At 55.3% G+C, this 20,107-nt stretch carries 19 protein-coding genes; 15 read left to right on the top strand and 4 right to left on the bottom strand.

Annotated features, from left to right (window positions below; all coding sequences use genetic code 11):
* Positions 1–261 precede the first annotated feature (261 nt).
* A complete protein-coding gene (gene rpoH, locus ACRCWW_RS20135; protein WP_438683975.1) occupies positions 262–1,116 on the top strand; it encodes an RNA polymerase sigma factor RpoH in 855 nt (284 codons plus the stop codon).
* A 156-nt stretch (positions 1,117–1,272) separates the two neighbouring features.
* Here the strand turns inward: rpoH and ACRCWW_RS20130 are convergent, their stop codons facing one another.
* Entirely contained in the window at positions 1,273–2,751 is a 1,479-nt protein-coding gene (locus tag ACRCWW_RS20130; protein WP_438683974.1) for a PLP-dependent aminotransferase family protein, read from the bottom strand.
* A 114-nt stretch (positions 2,752–2,865) separates the two neighbouring features.
* Between ACRCWW_RS20130 and ACRCWW_RS20125 the strand changes: the two genes are divergently transcribed.
* The gene (locus ACRCWW_RS20125; protein ID WP_438683973.1) at positions 2,866–4,131 is read left to right on the top strand and encodes a 4-aminobutyrate--2-oxoglutarate transaminase; all 1,266 of its coding nucleotides are present in this window, start codon (positions 2,866–2,868) and stop codon (positions 4,129–4,131) included.
* A gap of 204 nt (positions 4,132–4,335) precedes the next feature.
* Positions 4,336–5,433 carry a branched-chain amino acid ABC transporter substrate-binding protein gene (locus ACRCWW_RS20120; protein ID WP_438683972.1) on the top strand — a complete coding sequence of 366 codons (1,098 nt, stop codon included), beginning with the start codon at positions 4,336–4,338 and terminating at the stop codon, positions 5,431–5,433.
* 99 nt (positions 5,434–5,532) lie between these two features.
* Here ACRCWW_RS20120 and panM read toward each other — a convergent pair whose 3' ends face one another.
* Positions 5,533–5,916, bottom strand: coding sequence for an aspartate 1-decarboxylase autocleavage activator PanM (gene panM / locus ACRCWW_RS20115; RefSeq protein WP_438683971.1), 384 nt, complete (start codon positions 5,914–5,916; stop codon positions 5,533–5,535).
* 421 nt (positions 5,917–6,337) lie between these two features.
* Between panM and livK the strand changes: the two genes are divergently transcribed.
* From livK to ugpQ, 11 genes are all read left to right on the top strand, one after another.
* Complete coding sequence (gene livK / locus ACRCWW_RS20110; RefSeq protein WP_438683970.1) at positions 6,338–7,447, top strand: high-affinity branched-chain amino acid ABC transporter substrate-binding protein LivK; 1,110 nt, start codon at positions 6,338–6,340, stop codon at positions 7,445–7,447.
* A gap of 51 nt (positions 7,448–7,498) precedes the next feature.
* A complete protein-coding gene (gene livH, locus ACRCWW_RS20105) occupies positions 7,499–8,425 on the top strand; it encodes a high-affinity branched-chain amino acid ABC transporter permease LivH (protein WP_438683969.1) in 927 nt (308 codons plus the stop codon).
* Complete coding sequence (locus tag ACRCWW_RS20100; RefSeq protein WP_438683968.1) at positions 8,422–9,699, top strand: high-affinity branched-chain amino acid ABC transporter permease LivM; 1,278 nt, start codon at positions 8,422–8,424, stop codon at positions 9,697–9,699. The genes livH and ACRCWW_RS20100 overlap by 4 nt, the downstream gene beginning before the upstream one ends.
* A complete protein-coding gene (gene livG / locus ACRCWW_RS20095) occupies positions 9,696–10,463 on the top strand; it encodes a high-affinity branched-chain amino acid ABC transporter ATP-binding protein LivG (protein WP_438683967.1) in 768 nt (255 codons plus the stop codon). The genes ACRCWW_RS20100 and livG overlap by 4 nt, the downstream gene beginning before the upstream one ends.
* Before the next feature lies 1 nt (position 10,464).
* The gene (gene livF, locus ACRCWW_RS20090) at positions 10,465–11,178 is read left to right on the top strand and encodes a high-affinity branched-chain amino acid ABC transporter ATP-binding protein LivF (protein WP_438683966.1); all 714 of its coding nucleotides are present in this window, start codon (positions 10,465–10,467) and stop codon (positions 11,176–11,178) included.
* A gap of 112 nt (positions 11,179–11,290) precedes the next feature.
* Positions 11,291–11,551: a hypothetical protein gene (locus ACRCWW_RS20085; RefSeq protein WP_438683965.1), complete on the top strand. Its 261-nt coding sequence runs from the start codon at positions 11,291–11,293 to the stop codon at positions 11,549–11,551.
* A gap of 193 nt (positions 11,552–11,744) precedes the next feature.
* Positions 11,745–13,061 carry a sn-glycerol-3-phosphate ABC transporter substrate-binding protein UgpB gene (gene ugpB / locus ACRCWW_RS20080; protein ID WP_438683964.1) on the top strand — a complete coding sequence of 439 codons (1,317 nt, stop codon included), beginning with the start codon at positions 11,745–11,747 and terminating at the stop codon, positions 13,059–13,061.
* 128 nt (positions 13,062–13,189) lie between these two features.
* On the top strand, positions 13,190–14,077 hold the full coding sequence (gene ugpA, locus ACRCWW_RS20075) for a sn-glycerol-3-phosphate ABC transporter permease UgpA (RefSeq protein ID WP_438683963.1): 888 nt from the start codon (positions 13,190–13,192) through the stop codon (positions 14,075–14,077).
* The gene (gene ugpE, locus ACRCWW_RS20070; protein ID WP_438683962.1) at positions 14,074–14,919 is read left to right on the top strand and encodes a sn-glycerol-3-phosphate ABC transporter permease UgpE; all 846 of its coding nucleotides are present in this window, start codon (positions 14,074–14,076) and stop codon (positions 14,917–14,919) included. Before ugpA ends, ugpE begins: the two co-directional genes overlap by 4 nt.
* A 1-nt stretch (position 14,920) precedes the next feature.
* Positions 14,921–15,994, top strand: coding sequence for a sn-glycerol-3-phosphate import ATP-binding protein UgpC (locus tag ACRCWW_RS20065; protein ID WP_438683961.1), 1,074 nt, complete (start codon positions 14,921–14,923; stop codon positions 15,992–15,994).
* Positions 15,991–16,728, top strand: a complete 738-nt coding sequence (gene ugpQ, locus ACRCWW_RS20060; RefSeq protein ID WP_438683960.1) for a glycerophosphodiester phosphodiesterase — start codon at positions 15,991–15,993, stop codon at positions 16,726–16,728. Before ACRCWW_RS20065 ends, ugpQ begins: the two co-directional genes overlap by 4 nt.
* Before the next feature lie 3 nt (positions 16,729–16,731).
* Here the strand turns inward: ugpQ and ACRCWW_RS20055 are convergent, their stop codons facing one another.
* Complete coding sequence (locus ACRCWW_RS20055) at positions 16,732–17,142, bottom strand: DUF2756 family protein (RefSeq protein WP_438683959.1); 411 nt, start codon at positions 17,140–17,142, stop codon at positions 16,732–16,734.
* Between the two features lie 123 nt (positions 17,143–17,265).
* Between ACRCWW_RS20055 and ggt the strand changes: the two genes are divergently transcribed.
* Entirely contained in the window at positions 17,266–19,047 is a 1,782-nt protein-coding gene (gene ggt / locus ACRCWW_RS20050; RefSeq protein WP_438683958.1) for a gamma-glutamyltransferase, read from the top strand.
* Positions 19,048–19,196: 149 nt separating this feature from the next.
* Here the strand turns inward: ggt and yhhY are convergent, their stop codons facing one another.
* Positions 19,197–19,685 (bottom strand): N-acetyltransferase, encoded by a 489-nt coding sequence (gene yhhY, locus ACRCWW_RS20045; RefSeq protein ID WP_438683957.1) that lies wholly within the window; start codon positions 19,683–19,685, stop codon positions 19,197–19,199.
* Positions 19,686–20,107 lie beyond the last annotated feature (422 nt).

Genomic DNA, 20,107 nt, shown 5'->3' with positions numbered 1-20,107 from the left:
TGATATAATCTCTCCCTGCTGCATCATGTTCCTGTTCGCAGGGAGAGTTTCAAAAACCCATCCGCTTTCCCTGTCTCCCGGTATCATCATCGTGGTGTCACATTTTGTGCGTAATCTATTCACAGCATTGCATGGAACTTGTGGATAACATCACGGTCTGATAAAAGTGTGAATGCTAACCTCGTTGCTCAAAATTTCTGGCATGCTTGTTGCCTCTAAGAGGGACGAAGCAGCAGAAGAGAAAGAATTGAGAGGATTTGAATGACCAAAGATATGCAAACTTTAGCTTTAGCCCCTGTTGGCAACCTGGATTCCTACATCCGGGCGGCAAACGCATGGCCGATGTTGACGGCTGATGAAGAACGGGCGCTGGCGGAAAAGCTGCATTACCAGGGCGATCTGGAAGCAGCGAAAACGCTGATCCTGTCTCACCTGCGCTTTGTTGTTCATGTTGCTCGTAACTACTCGGGCTACGGCCTGCCGCAGGCGGACCTGATTCAGGAAGGTAACATCGGCCTGATGAAAGCCGTACGTCGCTTCAACCCTGAAGTGGGTGTGCGTCTGGTGTCATTTGCCGTGCACTGGATCAAGGCTGAGATCCACGAATACGTTCTGCGTAACTGGCGTATCGTGAAAGTCGCGACCACTAAAGCACAGCGTAAGTTGTTCTTTAACCTGCGTAAAACCAAGCAGCGTCTGGGCTGGTTCAATCAGGACGAAGTCGAAATGGTGGCACGTGAGCTGGGCGTTTCCAGCAAAGACGTGCGTGAAATGGAATCGCGAATGTCCGCGCAGGACATGGCATTTGATATGTCGTCCGATGATGATTCCGAAAGCCATTCCGTCGCGCCTGTGCTCTATCTGCAGGATAAAACGTCTAACTTTGCCGATGGCATCGAGGACGATAACTGGGAAGAGCAGGCTGCCAACAAACTGACGCACGCAATGGAAGGTCTGGACGAACGTAGTCAGGACATCATCCGCGCCCGCTGGCTGGACGAAGACAACAAGTCCACGCTGCAGGAACTGGCCGATCGTTATGGCGTCTCCGCCGAACGTGTGCGTCAGCTTGAAAAGAACGCGATGAAAAAACTGCGTATGGCGATTGAGGCCTAAACAGTGTTTTTGCCGGGTGGCACTTCGTTTACCCGCCATACATAGGCTGATATCGTTTTGCCGGATTGTGCGGCTTGATGCCCTCACCCCGGCCCTCTCCCACGGGGAGAGGGAGCAGACACTAAAAACGGCTACCTGAAGGTAGCCGTTTTGCTTTTACCTGGGGCTTTCGTTTTTTATACACCCCACCAGCACCTTAAAAGCGCCTTCCATCTCTTCCTCACGCATCGCCGCAAAACCCATTAACAGCCCTCGCTGTGTGGCTTTATTCAGGTAGTAACGGGAAAGCGGGCGCACCAGCACACCTTTCTCATTGGCTTTTTTCGCCAGCGCCACATCGTCACACTCTGCATCCAGTTTCAGCACCAGATGAAGCCCGGCATTATCGTTAAATTCGCTGAGGGCCTCTTTGCCCAGATAATCCGTAATAAGCCCTGCGAGCTTCTGGCGACGACGCGCATACAGCAGGCGCATCCGGCGAATATGCGCGGTGTAGTGGCCTTCGCGGATAAACAGCGCCAGCGCTTCCTGATCGAGCAGACGCCCGCTGCGATACAGTTCGGTGTGAGCGGTGCTCAATGCCTGCGCCAAAGGGCGTGGCAGCACGACGTAGCCAAGCCGCATGCCCGGCCACATGGTTTTACTGAACGTGCCGATATAAATCACTGGCGCATCTTCCACCAGGCCTTGCAGGGCAGGGATCGGCTGGCCGGAGAAGCGAAATTCACTGTCGTAATCATCTTCTACAATCCAGCTTCCTGTCTGACGTGCAAGCGCAAGCAGGCGCTGGCGGCGCTCCAGGCTCATCACGCAACCCAGAGGGTATTGATGTGAAGGCGTGACGAATATCAGTCTTGGCGGCGTGTCGCCGGGTTCCGGCGGATTCATGCCGCTGAGATCGACATCCACCGCCTGCAACTGCACGCCATTCATCTGCAATACGTTCCGAATCCCCCAGTAGGCAGGCTCTTCAATCCATGCGCTGTCGCCTGGGTTGCAGAGCATCCTCGAGACTAAATCGATGGCCTGATGAATCCCTTCGGTGATCAGGATTTGGTCTGGCGTACAGCGTACTGAACGCGCCACGCGCAGATACTCCATCAACGCCTGTTGTAGCGCATGGCTGCCGCCTGAAGGGCTGTAAGAAAGCTGAACCGCCTGCGGTTTGCGGCTGACTCGGGTGTGGATTTTACGCAACAGCACGTGGGGAAACTCGTTAACGTCTGGCACGCCCGGCAGAAATGCGCCCCACTGGCGCGGGCTGGCTCTACTGTGTGCAAGCAACGCCTGACCACGTTCTGAAAAGCTAATGCAGCGCACGTCGCTGCCGGGATCTTCCTGTGTACCCGTTGCAAAAAGCAGCGCATCGGGCACTGTCTGGGCCACAAACGTACCGCTGCCGGATCGGGAGATGATATAGCCCTCTGCCAGCAGCTGTTCATACACGGTCAGCACCGTGTTGCGTGACAGCTTCAGTTGGCTTGCCAGATCGCGGGAAGGGGGCAGGCGGCTTTGTGGCGGCAGGCTGCCGTCGAGGATCGACAGGCGGACAGCGTTATACAGTTTCCTGTGCAATTTATCGTCAGGCTGTTCATCCAGACGCAGTTGCAGGAGATCGCACACTAAAGAACGCAATTGGATCCCTCAATTATTCAAAACTGGTACTCGATTATAGGACCGCTCAGGCAGTAAAACTATCACATGTTTCAAAGTTGTTAACACAAACGAATCTGTGATGGGGTAAGGTCGATGAAAAACAATGAACTGAATCAGCGCCGTTTACAGGCGACACCGCGTGGAATTGGCGTCATGTGTGGCTTCTACGCCGAAAAAGCAGAGAACTCGACTCTGTGGGATGTGGAAGGTAACGAAGTTATCGACTTCGCCGCAGGAATTGCCGTGCTGAACACCGGCCATCGTCATCCGAAAATTGTCGCGGCGATTGAAAAGCAGCTTCAGGCATTCACCCACACGGCCTACCAAATCGTGCCTTACGAAAGCTATGTGTCGCTGGCAGAGCGCATCAACGCTCGCGTGCCGGTGAACGGCCCGGCGAAAACCGCCTTCTTCTCTACGGGTGCGGAAGCGGTTGAGAACGCAGTGAAAATTGCTCGCGCTTACACCAAACGTCCGGGGCTTATCACCTTTGGTGGCGGCTTCCACGGCCGTACCTTTATGACCATGGCGCTGACTGGCAAAGTGGCACCGTACAAAATCGGTTTTGGCCCGTTCCCGGGTTCTGTTTATCACGGTCAGTATCCTAACGCCGCACACGGTGTGACTACTGAAGATGCGCTGAAAAGTCTGGATCGTATTTTCAAAGCGGATATCGCGCCGGATCAGGTTGCGGCGATCATCCTTGAGCCTGTACAAGGTGAAGGCGGCTTCAACGTGGCTCCGGCTGATTTCATGCAGGGTCTGCGTAAACTGTGCGACACCCACGGCATTCTGCTGATTGCTGACGAAGTGCAGACCGGTTTCGCCCGTACCGGCAAACTGTTTGCGATGGAGCACTATGATGTTAAGCCAGACCTGATGACCATGGCAAAAAGCCTGGCAGGTGGCATGCCGCTTTCAGCGGTGGCGGGTCGTGCGGACGTAATGGATGCACCTGCGCCGGGTGGTTTAGGCGGAACTTATGCCGGTAACCCACTGGCTGTCGCATCCGCTCATGCCGTGCTGGATATTATTGACGAAGAAAAATTGTGCTCGCGCGCTTCTGAACTGGGTCACCACCTGGTTGAAGTGCTGAACAATGCCAAAGCCGATTGTCCTTACATCGTCGACGTTCGTGCTCAGGGCTCTATGGTTGCCGTTGAGTTTAACGATCCACAGACCGGCGCGCCGTCCCCTGAATTCACCAAACAGGTGCAGGAGAAGGCGCTGAAAGAAGGTCTGCTGCTGCTGAGCTGCGGCGTGTACGGCAATGTGATCCGTTTCCTTTACCCTCTCACCATTCCTGAAACGCAGTTCCGCAAGGCGCTGGACATTATTCGACACTCCCTCAGCCACTGATGGCTCGGCGCTCTTCGGAGCGCCTTTTTTTTGTCACGATTCTGTTACATAACCCTCAAATTTCTGGTTCCAAAAGAGAAAAAATCGGGTATGTTTTAGCAGAGTATGCTGTAAAAGCGCGTGCGGCAGACCGAATAATGAAATAAAGCGCCACATAACAACATCACAACAAAATCAACCACCATCACAATGGGGAATCTCAGGATGAAAATGAAGGGTAAAGCGTTGCTGGCAGGATGTATTGCCTTGGCATTCAGCACCATGGCACAGGCTGATATCAAAGTTGCCGTTGTCGGTGCCATGTCCGGCCCGGTAGCGCAGTACGGCGATCAGGAGTTCACCGGGGCTGAACAGGCTGTCGCTGACATTAACGCCAAAGGCGGCATCAAAGGCGAAAAACTCTCAATCGTAAAATATGACGATGCCTGCGACCCGAAACAAGCGGTAGCAGTGGCGAACAAAGTGGTTAACGATGGCATCAAATACGTTATTGGCCACCTGTGCTCCTCTTCCACTCAGCCTGCGTCTGACATTTATGAAGACGAAGGCATTCTGATGATCACCCCAGCGGCCACGGCGCCAGAGCTGACCGCACGTGGTTATAACCTGATCCTGCGCACCACCGGCCTCGATTCCGACCAGGGCCCAACAGCAGCAAAATACATTCTGAACACCGTGAAGCCGAAGCGCATCGCGATTGTGCATGACAAACAGCAGTACGGCGAAGGCCTGGCTCGCTCCGTTCAGAACGCGCTGAAAGGCAAAGCAAACGTGGTGTTCTTTGACGGGATCACCGCAGGCGAGAAAGACTTCTCCACGCTGGTGGCGCGCCTGAAGAAAGAAAACATCGACTTCGTTTACTACGGTGGCTATCACCCGGAAATGGGCCAGATCCTGCGTCAGGCTCGTGCAGCCGGTCTGAAAACCCAGTTCATGGGCCCGGAAGGCGTGGCGAACGTGTCTCTGTCTAACATCGCTGGCGATTCTGCGGAAGGTCTGCTGGTGACTAAGCCGAAGAACTACGATCAGGTTCCTGCGAACAAACCTGTTGTAGATGCGATCAAGGCGAAGAAACAGGATCCAAGCGGCGCGTTCGTGTGGACGACCTATGCGGCACTGCAGTCACTGTCTGCTGGTCTGAACCAGAGCGACGATCCGGCGAAAATTGCTGAATGGCTGAAAGCCAACAAAGTCGATACCGTCATGGGTCCGCTGACCTGGGATAAGAAAGGCGATCTGAAAGGCTTTGAGTTCGGCGTGTTTACCTGGCATGCGAACGGCACCGCGACTGACGCGAAATAAACTGCAAAAGGCAACCTCCGGTTGCCTTTTTAGTGTTTGCACCCTCTCCCCGTGGGAGAGGGCGGGGTGAGGGCATCAGACCGCACGTACCCGTGGTAGCTAAAGCTTCTCCCACCCATTCTCACGAGCAGTAAAGCTTAACGCCTGCATAAACCCATTCATTGCGCTTCTGTCTTCGACCCCGACATCCGCTACCCACCAACGGGTTATCTCTGCGTTATTACGCAGCACTTCTTCGATGAGATATTGCCCCACGCCGCGTCGACGTGTGATTTCGCGAATGCGCAGGGAATCCAGCGCACCCTGATTGCCTTTAATCGTCACTCGTACAGCGCCCAGCAGTCTTTCGTTAAAACGCGCGGCGTAAATTCGGTGCTCTTCGTCCATCAGCAGAGAAGCCGCACTGTATTCCGGCCAGATTTTGCCGAGATCGATAATGTCCTGCTCGCTGAGCGTTGTCAGCCTGATGATCGTCAGTTTCATGTGAAGCTATCCGTTAAAAAGTTTTCCCCGAGTTTATCGAATTTATCGGTTCGCCGATTTCTATTTTTATGCTGAATGACAGGGGATTCGTTTTCTCCGTCATTCGGTAGTAGTGCAATGCGTTATGGATCGAAAAATAAGCAGGATTTTAACCTAAAGGGCAGTGATTTATTCGGTCCTTTGTACCCTTATTTTATGCTGAAAATGACGGTTTTTTTTGTTTAACTCTGCCTGAATACAGAATATTATCTTTGCTTAATCGACTGAAAAATAGAGATTTTAGTCAGGTTTTTGGCAAAAAACATCGCTAAACCATTAAAGAGACTGGTAAAAATAGCGTTGTGCATTAAAAGTACAGAATGCTTTTTAACCAGATAAATACAAAATTTATACAAATTACATCACGAGCGGGGATGGAACGATGAAACGGAATGCAAAAACACTGATTGCGGGCATGGTGGCACTGGCGATGTCGCACTCGGTATTAGCAAAAGATATTAAAGTCGCGGTGATTGGCGCGATGTCCGGCCCGGTTGCACAGTGGGGCGACATGGAATTCAACGGCGCGCGTCAGGCTATCAAAGACATCAACGCCAACGGCGGCATCAAAGGCGACAAACTGGTCGCGGTGGAATATGACGATGCCTGCGACCCGAAACAGGCTGTCGCGGTGGCGAACAAAGTAGTTAACGACGGCATCAAATACGTTATCGGCCACCTGTGCTCCTCCTCCACTCAGCCCGCGTCTGATATCTATGAAGACGAAGGCATTTTGATGATCACCCCAGGCGCGACTAACCCGGAGCTGACCCAGCGTGGCTACCAGTACATCATGCGTACTGCGGGCCTGGACTCCTCTCAGGGGCCAACTGCGGCGAAATACATTCTGGATAAAGTGAAGCCGCAGCGCATCGCGATCATTCATGACAAACAGCAGTACGGCGAAGGTCTGGCTCGTTCCGTCCAGGACAACCTGAAGAAAGCGGGTGCCAATGTAGTGTTCTTCGATGGCATCACCGCCGGTGAAAAAGACTTCTCCGCGCTGGTGGCTCGTCTGCAGAAAGAAAATATCGACTTCGTGTACTACGGCGGTTACTACCCTGAAATGGGCCAGATCCTGCGTCAGGCGCGTTCTGTTGGCCTGAAAACCCAGTTTATGGGGCCAGAAGGCGTGGGTAACGCTTCGCTGTCCAACATCGCGGGTAAAGCGGGCGAAGGCATGCTGGTGACGATGCCGAAACGTTATGACCAGGATCCGGCCAACAAAGGTATCGTTGATGCGCTGAAAGCCGAGAAGAAAGATCCGAGCGGTCCGTACGTGTGGATCACTTATGCCGCAGTTCAGTCTCTGGCGACCGCCATGGACCGTACCGGCAGCGAAGATCCGCAGGCGTTAATTAAAGATTTGAAAGCTAACGGGGCTAAAACCGTGATTGGGCCGCTGAACTGGGATGAAAAAGGCGATCTGAAGGGATTTGAGTTTGGTGTCTTCCAATGGCATGCGGACGGCTCGTCCACCGTCGCCAAATAATAAGATCCCCCGCCCGCTTACCTGCCGGGCGGTTATAAGAAAGGTTACTTTATGTCAGAGCAGTTCCTTTATTTCCTGCAGCAGATGTTTAACGGCGTGACGCTGGGAAGCACCTATGCGCTGATCGCCATCGGCTACACCATGGTGTACGGCATCATCGGGATGATCAACTTCGCCCACGGCGAGGTCTACATGATTGGCAGCTACGTGTCGTTCATGATCATCGCCGCCCTGATGATGATGGGTATCGACACCAGCTGGCTGCTGGTCGCCGCCGGGTTCGTTGGCGCGATTGTGATTGCCAGCGCCTACGGCTGGAGTATTGAGCGTGTGGCTTATCGCCCGGTGCGCAGCTCCAAGCGTCTGATTGCGCTGATCTCCGCCATCGGGATGTCCATTTTCCTGCAAAACTACGTCAGCCTGACCGAAGGCTCGCGCGACATCGCGCTGCCAAGTCTGTTCAACGGCCAATGGATTGTGGGGGCCAGCGAGAACTTCTCCGCCAGCATCACCACCATGCAGCTCGTTATCTGGATTGTGACGTTTGTGGCGATGCTGGCGCTGACGCTGTTCATCCGTTATTCCCGCATGGGCCGTGCGTGCCGTGCGTGTGCGGAAGACCTGAAGATGGCGAGCCTGCTCGGCATCAACACCGACCGTGTGATTGCGCTGACCTTCGTGATTGGCGCGGCCATGGCGGCGGTGGCGGGCGTGCTGCTCGGTCAGTTCTACGGCGTAATCAACCCATACATCGGCTTTATGGCCGGGATGAAAGCCTTTACCGCAGCGGTTCTTGGCGGCATCGGCAGCATTCCTGGTGCGATGATTGGCGGCCTGATTCTGGGCGTCGCTGAAGCCCTTTCCTCTGCTTACCTGAGTACTGAGTACAAAGACGTGGTGTCGTTCGCGCTGCTGATTGTGGTGCTGCTGGTGATGCCGACCGGAATTCTGGGTCGTCCGGAGGTAGAGAAAGTATGAAACCGATGCATTTTGCGATGGCGCTGCTCTCTGCCGCCATGTTCTTCGTGCTGGCGGGCGTCTTCATGGGCGTTCAGCTGGAGCTGAGCGGAACCAAACTGGTGGTCGACACCGCCGCGGATATCCGCTGGCAGTGGATTTTCATCGGCACCGCCGTGGTCTTCTTCTTCCAGATGCTGCGCCCTGTTTTCCAGAAGGGCATGAAAAGCATCAGCGGGCCGAAGTTTGTGCTGCCTGCGATTGACGGTTCGACCGTTAAACAAAAGCTGTTCCTGATTGCGCTGCTGGTGATCGCAGTAGCATGGCCATTTATGGTGTCTCGCGGCACCATCGATATTGCCACGCTGACGATGATCTACATCATTCTGGGCCTCGGCCTGAACGTGGTGGTGGGCTTGTCCGGTCTTCTGGTGCTGGGTTATGGCGGCTTCTATGCGATTGGGGCGTACACCTTTGCGCTGCTGAACCACTATTACGGGCTCGGTTTCTGGACGTGTCTGCCGTTAGCCGGTCTGGTTTCTGCGGCTGCCGGTTTCCTGCTCGGCTTCCCGGTGTTACGCCTGCGCGGTGACTATCTGGCGATTGTGACCCTCGGCTTCGGTGAAATCGTGCGTATTCTGCTGCTCAACAACACCGAAATCACCGGTGGGCCGAACGGCATCAGCCAGATCCCTAAACCGACGCTGTTTGGTCTTGAGTTCAGCCGTACCGCGCGTGAAGGCGGCTGGGACACCTTCAGCAATTTCTTCCACGTGAAATATGACCCGAACGACCGCGTGATTTTCCTCTACCTGGTCGCGCTGCTGCTGGTCGTGCTGACGCTGTTTGTGATCAACCGTCTGCTGCGCATGCCGCTGGGCCGCGCCTGGGAAGCATTGCGTGAAGATGAAATTGCCTGCCGTTCTTTGGGCCTGAACCCAACTCGCATCAAACTGACGGCCTTTACCATCAGCGCCGCGTTTGCAGGCTTCGCCGGGACGCTGTTCGCCGCACGCCAGGGCTTTGTCAGCCCGGAATCCTTCACCTTCGCCGAATCGGCGTTTGTGTTAGCGATAGTCGTGCTCGGCGGGATGGGCTCGCAGTTTGCGGTCATTCTGGCGGCCATTCTGCTGGTGGTTTCTCGCGAACTGATGCGTGATTTCAATGAATACAGCATGTTGATGCTGGGTGCTCTGATGGTTCTGATGATGATCTGGCGTCCGCAAGGGCTGCTGCCGATGACCCGTCCGCATTTGAAACTGAAAAACGGACAGACCAAAGGAGAGCAGGCATGAGTCAGCCATTGTTAACGGTTAACGGCCTGATGATGCACTTTGGCGGCCTGCTGGCGGTCAATAACGTCAATCTTGAACTGCATCCTCAGGAAATCGTCTCGCTGATTGGCCCGAACGGCGCGGGTAAAACCACGGTGTTCAACTGCCTGACGGGATTCTACAAACCGACAGGCGGCAGCATCATGCTGCGTGATAAGCATCTCGAAGGGATGCCAGGCCAGCAGATTGCTCAAATGGGCGTGGTGCGAACTTTCCAGCACGTGCGTCTGTTCCGTGAAATGACGGTGATTGAAAACCTGCTGGTGGCGCAGCATCAGCAGCTGAAAACCGGCGTGTTCTCCGGCCTGCTGAAAACCCCGTCGTTCCGCAAAGCGCAAAGTGAAGCGCTGGACAGGGCCGCCACCTGGCTTGAACGTATTGGGCTGCTCACACATGCCAACCGTCAGGCGAGCAATCTGGCGTACGGCGACCAGCGTCGTCTGGAAATCGCCCGCTGCATGGTGACGCAGCCGGAAATCCTGATGCTGGATGAGCCGGCGGCAGGGCTGAACCCGAAAGAGACCAAAGAGCTCGATGAACTGATCGCTGAGCTGCGTAGCCACCACAACACCACCATCCTGTTGATTGAACATGATATGAAGCTGGTGATGGGGATTTCCGACCGCATCTATGTCGTGAATCAGGGCACGCCGCTGGCAAACGGCACGCCGGAAGAGATCCGCAACAACCCGGACGTGATCCGCGCATACCTTGGTGAGGCATAAGATGGAAAAAGTGATGTTGTCTTTTGACAAGGTAAGTGCCCACTACGGCAAGATTCAGGCGCTGCATGACGTCAGTCTGCATATCAATAAGGGTGAAATCGTCACCCTTATTGGTGCGAACGGCGCGGGTAAAACCACGCTGCTCGGCACGCTGTGCGGCGATCCGCGTGCAAGCAGCGGTCGCGTGACCTTTGATGGCAAAGACATTACCGACTGGCAGACCGCAAAAATCATGCGTGAAGCGGTGGCGATTGTGCCGGAAGGTCGTCGCGTTTTCTCCCGCATGACGGTGGAAGAAAACCTGGCGATGGGCGGTTTCTTTGCCGACCGCAGCCAGTATCAGGAACGCATCAAGTGGGTCTACGAGCTGTTCCCGCGCCTGTGGGAGCGTCGTATCCAGCGTGCGGGCACCATGTCCGGTGGTGAGCAACAGATGCTGGCGATCGGCCGTGCGCTGATGAGCCAGCCGCGTCTGTTACTGCTTGATGAACCTTCGCTGGGGCTTGCGCCGATCATCATTCAGCAGATTTTCGACACCATCGAACAGCTGCGCAAAGAAGGGATGACCATCTTCCTCGTCGAGCAGAACGCCAACCAGGCGCTGAAGCTTGCCGACCGTGGCTACGTGCTGGAAAACGGCCACGTGGTGCTGGAAGATACCGGCGATGCGCTGCTGGCGAATGAAGCGGTTCGTAGTGCGTATTTAGGGGGCTGAGTTGTTTTTTGCCCGGTGGCGCGATGCTTACCGGGCCTACCAAACACGATTCGTAGGCCGGGTAAGGCGAAGCCGCCACCCGGCCTTGTTGCAAATGGACAAGGAGATCAGGATGAGACGTTCATATTTACCCGTCATGGTTGCCATGAGTCTGACAGCGGGCAGCGCTATCGCAGAAAGCATCAACCTGCGCGATCCGTCAATCTGGCAGACGCCGCAAAACAGCGAGCAGGAGAAGGCCGATCCCTGCGAAGGTTTTCAGCCGTCGGTGTGCCCGGGCTTCGAGGAGAGCAAAACGGATATCGAGCGTGAGCAGCAACGGCGAGAAGAGAATCGTCATTACAACGATATTGAGCGCTGGCAGAGGGAGTAATCAGCCCTCGCGCTGTCGTTAAACACCGCCAGCCGCACCGCGTTGGCGTCATCGAATCATCACCCCTCTGAAGCCTGGCTGTCACCGCTTCGTCATGTTCCGGTTATTTTTCTGTCATTCGCGCATGTCATGTTACCTCGCGAGCATAAAACGCGTGATTTCGCGCATCCGAGATAACAAGAGAGATAACCGAATGACATCGTTACGACACACCGCTTTAGCTGTCACTCTGGGTCTGGCATTTGCCTCTCAGGCGATGGCGGCCACCACCATACCTTTCTGGCATTCCATGGAAGGGGAGTTAGGCAAAGAAGTTGACTCCCTCGCACAGCGTTTCAACGACGCGCACCCTGACTACAAAATTGTGCCGATTTACAAAGGCAACTACGAACAGAGCCTGGCCGCAGGGATCGCGGCTTTCCGTACTGGCAACGCGCCTGCTATTTTGCAGGTCTATGAAGTCGGTACCGCAACCATGATGGCGTCGAAAGCCATCAAGCCGGTGTACGAAGTGTTTAACGATGCGGGCATCAAGTTTGATGAATCGCAGTTTGTGCCGACGGTGTCGGGTTACTACACCGACTCCAAAACCGGGCACCTGCTGAGCCAGCCGTTTAACAGCTCCACGCCGGTGCTGTATTACAACAAAGACGCTTTCAAAAAAGCCGGATTAAACCCGGATCAGCCGCCGAAAACCTGGCAGGATCTGGCGGAGTACACCGCCAAACTGAAAGCCGCAGGGATGAAGTGCGGTTACGCCAGCGGCTGGCAGGGCTGGATCCAACTGGAAAACTTCAGCGCCTGGAACGGCTTACCGTTCGCCAGCAAAAACAACGGCTTTGACGGCACCGATGCGGTACTGGAATTCAACAAGCCGGAGCAGGTGAAGCACATCGCCATGCTCGAAGCGCTGAACAAGAAGGGCGATTTCAGCTACTTCGGGCGTAAAGATGAATCTACCGAGAAGTTCTATAACGGGGATTGCGCCATCACCACCGCGTCTTCGGGCTCACTGGCCGATATCCGTCAGTACGCCAAATTCAATTACGGCGTAGGGATGATGCCATACGACGCTGACGCTAAAGGCGCGCCGCAAAACGCCATCATCGGCGGGGCCAGCCTGTGGGTGATGCAGGGCAAAGATAAAGACACCTATATGGGCGTTGCCGAGTTCCTCGACTTCCTGACCAAACCGGAAATCGCTGCCGAGTGGCACCAGAAAACGGGTTATCTGCCGATCACCAAAGCGGCCTATGACCTGACTCGCCAACAGGGCTTCTATGACAAGAACCCAGGGGCAGATACGGCCACACGTCAGATGCTGAACAAGCCGCCGTTGCCGTTCACCAAAGGTCTGCGTCTGGGCAACATGCCGCAAATCCGCACCATTGTGGATGAAGAGCTGGAATCGGTGTGGACGGGCAAGAAAACCCCACAGCAGGCACTGGATGCAGCTGTAGAACGTGGCAATCAGTTGCTGCGTCGCTTTGAGAAATCAACGAAGTCTTAATGTTTTTCCCCTCTCCCTAACCCTCTCCCAAAGGGAGAGGGGATTTCTTTTCTCCCTCTCCTTGGGGGAGAGGGCCGGGGAGAGGGGGAGCAACGTGCACTTTGCTCCAATCAGGAAAGATCATCGCAATGTCATCATCCCGTCCGGTATTTCGCTCGCGCTGGCTGCCTTACGCGCTGGTTGCGCCACAGCTGATCATTACCGTTATTTTCTTCATCTGGCCTGCGGGCGAAGCGCTGTGGTATTCGCTGCAAAGCGTCGATCCGTTCGGGTTGTCCAGCGAGTTCGTCGGGCTCGATAATTTCATCGCCCTGTTCCATGGCAGCTACTACCTCGACGCGTTCTGGACGACCATGAAATTCAGCGGCCTGGTGACAATCAGCGGCCTGCTGGTGTCGCTGTTCTTCGCCGCACTGGTCGATTATGTGGTACGCGGTAGCCGCCTCTATCAAACCTTAATGCTGCTGCCGTACGCCGTTGCGCCTGCGATTGCGGCGGTGTTGTGGATTTTCCTCTTCAACCCAGGGCGTGGGTTGATAACGCACTGGCTGGAGCTGGTGGGCTACAACTGGAACCACGCGCAGAACAGCGGACAGGCAATGTTCCTGGTGGTGTTTGCCTCGGTGTGGAAGCAGATAAGCTACAACTTCCTGTTCTTCTTCGCCGCTTTGCAATCCATTCCTCGTTCACTTGTTGAAGCTGCCGCCATCGATGGTGCTGGCCCGGTGAGGCGTTTCTTTGCGATTGCGTTGCCGCTTATCGCCCCGGTGAGTTTTTTCCTGCTGGTGGTGAATCTGGTGTACGCCTTTTTCGACACCTTCCCGGTTATCGATGCGGCGACGGCGGGCGGTCCGGTGCAGGCCACCACCACACTTATCTACAAAATTTATCGCGAAGGCTTTGCGGGCCTCGACCTGTCGGCATCTGCTGCACAGTCGGTGGTGCTGATGCTGCTCGTCATCATTCTGACCGTGGTTCAGTTCCGCTACGTTGAAAGTAAGGTGCGCTATCAATGATTGAACATCGTCGCGGGCTGACCTGGTTCAGCCACATCATGTTAATCCTCGGGATTGCGGTGATCCTTTTCCCGCTGTACGTCGCATTTGTGGCGGCGACGCTGGACGACAAAGCGGTCTTCGCCACGCCGATGACGCTCATTCCGGGTTCGCATCTGCTGGATAACCTGAAAACCATCTGGTTGCAGGGCGTGGGCGCAAACAGCGCACCGTTCTGGCTGATGCTGCTCAACAGTTTCATCATGGCGTTCACCATCACGGTGGGCAAAATCGCGGTGTCGATGCTGTCGGCTTTCGCCATCGTCTGGTTCCGCTTCCCGCTGCGTAACCTCTTCTTCTGGATGATTTTTATCACCCTGATGCTGCCGGTTGAAGTGCGTATTTTCCCGACGGTGGAAGTGATCGCCAACCTCAAACTGCTCGACAGCTACACCGGGCTGACGCTTCCTCTGATGGCTTCGGCCACGGCAACCTTCCTGTTTCGTCAGTTCTTCATGACGTTGCCGGATGAGCTGATGGAAGCGGCCCGCATTGACGGCGCTTCGCCGATGCGCTTTTTCCGCGACATCGTGCTGCCGCTGTCGAAAACCAACCTTGCCGCGTTATTTGTGATCACCTTTATCTACGGCTGGAACCAGTATCTGTGGCCGCTGCTGATCGTGACTGATGTGAACCTCGGTACGGCGGTTGCAGGGATCAAAGGGATGATCGCCACCGGCGAAGGCACCACGGCGTGGAATCAGGTGATGGCGGCGATGCTGCTGACGCTGATCCCGCCCGTTATTATCGTTTTAGCCATGCAGCGCGCGTTCGTGCGTGGTTTAGTGGACAGTGAGAAATAAGATGGCAGGACTGAAATTACAGGCGGTCACCAAGAGCTGGGACAACAACAAAACCCAGGTTATCCAGCCGCTGACGCTGGATGTTTCCGACGGTGAATTTATCGTGATGGTGGGGCCATCTGGCTGCGGGAAATCGACGCTGCTGCGCATGGTGGCCGGGCTGGAACGCGTCTCAAGCGGCGATATCTGGATTGACCGACAGCGTGTGACGGAGCTGGAACCCAAAGAGCGCGGCATCGCGATGGTGTTCCAGAACTATGCGCTTTATCCGCACATGAGCGTGGAAGAGAACATGGCCTGGGGCCTGAAAATCCGCGGTATGGGCAAAGGGCATATTGCGGAGAAGGTGAAAGAGGCGGCGCGCATTCTTGAACTGGATGCGCTATTGAAACGTCGCCCGCGTGAGCTTTCCGGCGGCCAGCGCCAGCGTGTGGCAATGGGCCGAGCGATTGTGCGCGACCCGGCGGTGTTTCTGTTCGATGAACCGCTCTCGAATCTTGATGCCAAACTGCGTGTCCAGATGCGCCTCGAACTTCAGCAACTGCATCGTCGTCTGAACACCACGTCACTGTACGTGACTCACGATCAGGTCGAGGCGATGACGCTTGCTCAGCGTGTAATGGTGATGAACAAAGGCGTTGCCGAGCAGATTGGCACACCGGTAGAAGTTTACGAAAAGCCCGCCACGCGCTTTGTGGCGAGCTTTATCGGCAGCCCGGCGATGAACCTGCTGGACGGGCATGTCAGCACATCGGGCACCCATTTTGAACTGGCCAGCGGCATGGCGCTACCGATGAACTGGCAGCATCGCGGCTATGCCGGAAGGCGAATGACGCTGGGTATTCGTCCGGAGCATATTGCGCTAAGCTCACAGGCCGAAGGCGGCGTACCGCTGGTGATGGATACGCTGGAAATTTTGGGTGCAGATAACCTCGCGCACGGCCGCTGGGGCGAGCAAAAAATGGTGGTGCGTCTGCCGCATCAGCAGCGCCCGCAGGCGGGCAGCACGCTGTGGCTGCATTTGCCGGAAAATCATCTGCATCTGTTTGAGGGTGAAACAGGACAACGTGTATGAGTAACTGGCCTTACCCGCGCATTGTCGCCCATCGTGGCGGCGGCAAGCGGGCTCCGGAAAATACCCTGGCGGCGATTGACGTCGGCGCCCGCTACGGTCACACGATGATCGAGTTTGACGCCAAGCTGTCGAAAGACGGGCAGATTTTCCTGCTCCACGACGACAACCTTGAGCGCACCAGCAACGGATGGGGTGTGGCAGGGGAATTGCGCTGGGATGAACTGCTGAAAGTGGATGCGGGCAGCTGGTACAGCAGTGAGTTTAAAGGTGAGCCGCTGCCTCTGCTGTCGCAAGTGGCGGAGCGTTGTCGGCAGCATGGCATGATGGCGAATATTGAAATTAAGCCCACCACAGGCACCGGCCCGCTGACTGGCAAAACTGTTGCGTTAGCTGCCCGCGAACTGTGGCAAGGCATGACGCCGCCGTTACTTTCTTCCTTTGAGATTGATGCGCTGGAAGCCGCTCAGGACGCTGCGCCTGAACTGCCGCGCGGGCTGCTGCTGGACGACTGGCGAGATGACTGGCAGGCGCTGACGACGCGTTTAGGCTGCGTGTCGATTCACCTGTATCACAAGCTGCTGGATGAAGCGCGGGTGAAAATGCTGAAGGCGGCGGGGCTGCATATTCTGGTGTATACCGTCAACAAACCCCAGCGTGCAGCAGAGCTGCTGAGCTGGGGCGTGGACTGCATCTGTACCGATGCGATTGATACTATTGGGCCAGATTTCCGCTAGTGATTAGCGGGAAAGCGGCTGCGGATTGGACGGCGTACTCAGCAGGTCGCCGTTCTGCGTCTGCGGCAGCATGTGCTGTTGCGACGAACTGTTTAACATTTTGTCGCTACTGCCGCCGCTCAACATCCCGCCGTTGGTATTGGGCAGCATTTGCTCCCCCGGCTGGGAATTCATCACCCGTTGCTGATTGTCGTTCAGCTGCGTTTTCAGATGCTGTTGCTGAAGCTGCGTCTGAGTCTGCAACTGCTGGTTGAGCATCCCTTTTTGCTGGATCTGCTGGCTCTGCATCTGATTTTGCATCCGCTGCTGGCTGGGGATCACATACCCCGGCTGATTCGGGTTGTTGGTCGGGTTTAACGGCTGTGCAAGTACGGCAAACGGCATCAGCGCCGCAATAAGTAATAACTTTTTCATCTTTCCTCCTCCCCTTTTGAGGGCTCCTTTAAGTTTACCTCCATTTGCGCACCACGATGATTTTTTAAGAATTGTGAACCAGGCTTAAGCGGGAGCATAAATCCTTTCACCTGGAGAAGAACAATGATTGAAACTCGTTTTTGGCGCGGGGCGGCGATGGCTGCTCTGCTGGCAGGAAGCTGTTTCACCGTCGGGGCTACGCCACCGCCAGTCTCGGTTCCTCCCGTTTCGACCCCTTCCGCACCCGCTCCGGCGGTGTCTTACGGCGTTGAAGAAGATGTTTTCCACCCCGTTAGTGCGCAACAGGGCATGGTGGCCTCGGTGGATGCGACGGCCACGAAAGTCGGTGTCGATATTCTGAAAGAGGGCGGAAACGCGGTGGATGCCGCGGTGGCCGTGGGTTATGCGCTGGCGGTCACGCACCCGCAGGCCGGTAATCTTGGCGGTGGCGGCTTTATGCTGTTACGCACCAAAGACGGAAAAACGACGGCGATCGATTTCCGTGAAATGGCACCCGCTCAGGCCACTCGCGACATGTTCCTCGACGATCAGGGCAACCCTGACAGCAAAAAATCCCTCACTTCACATCTGGCTTCCGGCACGCCGGGCACCGTTGCCGGTTTCTCACTGGCGTTGAAAGAGTACGGCACAATGCCGCTCAACAAAGTCGTGCGGCCGGCAATTAAGCTGGCGAAAGAGGGCTTTGTGGTGAACGATGCGCTGGCCGATGACCTGAAAACCTACGGCAGCGAAGTGATCCCTAATCATGAGAACAGCAAAGCTATCTTCTGGAAAAACGGTGAGCCGCTGAAAAAGGGCGACAAACTGGTGCAGGCGAATCTGGCGAAGAGCCTGGAAATGATCGCTGAGAATGGCCCGGATGCGTTCTATAAAGGGTCCATTGCCGATCAGATTGCCGAGGAAATGAAGAAAAACGGCGGGCTGATGACCAAAGAGGATTTGGCGAACTACAAAGCCGTCGAACGCGCGCCCATCAGCGGGGGTTACCGTGGTTATCAGGTCTTCTCCATGCCGCCTCCCTCGTCTGGCGGCATTCATATCGTTGAAATCCTCAATATTCTGGAGAACTTCGATATGCACAAATACGGTTTTGGCAGCGCCGATGCGATGCAAATCATGGCCGAAGCGGAGAAGCACGCTTATGCCGATCGCTCGGAATACCTCGGCGACCCTGATTTTGTGAAAGTGCCGTGGCAGGCGCTGACCAGCAAGGCGTACGCCAAATCCATCGCCAGCGAGATTGACGTCAACAAGGCCAAACCGTCGAGCGAAATTCGCCCGGGTAAGCTGGCCCCGTATGAAAGCAATCAGACCACGCATTTCTCTGTCGTGGATAAAGACGGGAACGCCGTGGCGGTGACTTATACCCTCAACACCACGTTCGGAACAGGGATTGTGGCGGGGAACACTGGCATTCTGATGAACAACGAGATGGATGATTTCTCTGCCAAGCCGGGCGTGCCGAACGTTTATGGTCTGGTAGGCGGTGATGCCAACGCCGTGGGGCCGAACAAACGCCCGTTATCGTCGATGTCGCCCACTATCGTGGTGAAAGACGGCAAAACCTGGCTGGTGACGGGTAGCCCTGGCGGGAGCCGAATCATCACCACCGTGTTGCAGATGGTGGTCAATACTATCGACTTTGGCATGAATGTGGCTGAAGCGACTAACGCTCCGCGCTTCCATCACCAGTGGCTGCCTGACGAGCTGCGAGTGGAGAAGGGATTTAGCCCGGACACGCTGAAGCTGCTGGAACAGAAAGGGCAGAAAGTCGCGGTGAAAGAAGCGATGGGCAGCACCCAAAGTATTATGGTCGGCCCGGACGGCGCATTGTATGGCGCTTCAGATCCGCGTTCCGTGGATGATTTGACGGCGGGGTATTGATTTTTTCCTCACCCTAACCCTCTCCTCAAAGAGGAGAGGGGACTGATTTGCGCCGGTTTTCTCCCATTTTCGCTATGGGGCAGGCGGGACTGGTGTTGTTGCGGTTTTCTCCCTCTCCCTTTTAGGGAGAGGGCCGGGGTGAGGGTTAGCTATTTCATCCGTGCCATAAAGTAAGCATCCACATACTCGCCATTACGCAGCGCGTAGTGCTTACCCGTGCCCTCAATTTCAAAACCAAACTTGCGGTATAGCGCGATTGCCAGTGGGTTATCGACAAACACCGTCAGCTCGATTCTGTCGACACGCAGCCAGTTGTCGCACAGGTTTACCATCTCACGCATCAGGGCGCTGCCCACGCCGCGATTCTGGAATTCAGACGCAATGCTGATCCCAAAGGTTGCGACATGGCTACGACGTGGGTTTTCCATTACGTCCAGCGCCAGATGACCCACCACTCGCTCATCGATGCAGGCCACTAGCTGCCGTCTTCCGGGCTTGCGCATCACGCGTTCGTGCCACATGTCCATGGACGGATGAGGAATTTGTAGCGTGTCGTGATAGACGCCCTGATGGGTATGCATCTGATGTAAAGCTTCAGCATCGGCAGCTTGTACATGGCGTATCACTATGTCACTCATTCCTCTTCTCCTTTGGGTTGTGTTTTCCCTTTAACCCTCTCTGAATCACAAAAATTCGTCAACTGCTGTTTTTTGTTAAAAATTGCTAGACAAGTGCGAATGATAATGATTATTATTGCCATGCGTTCAGGGAGACCCCTACGGAGAACCTGAAGCACGACATTGCTCACATTGCTTCCAGTATTATTTTTATAGCCAGCCGGGTGCTGGCTTTTTTTTTGCCCGAGGTAAACAGCAAACGCTTCGTTTCAGGAAGCGTTTTAGTGTTTGCTCCCTCTCCCCGTGGGTGTACGGTCCGGGGACATCATGAACACTTGTTCGGGGACATGGTAGACACTTACAACTAAGGCATAAGAACCCGTTTATGGAGTCGCTTATGCCCTGGGATGCGAGAGATACCATGTCATTACGTACCGAGTTTG

This window comes from Scandinavium sp., from assembly GCF_051650185.1.
In the GTDB taxonomy this organism is placed as follows: Bacteria; Pseudomonadota; Gammaproteobacteria; order Enterobacterales; family Enterobacteriaceae; genus Scandinavium.
The sequence above is the reverse complement of the archived record's forward strand: the minus strand, read 5'-3'. Positions and strand labels throughout refer to the sequence as shown.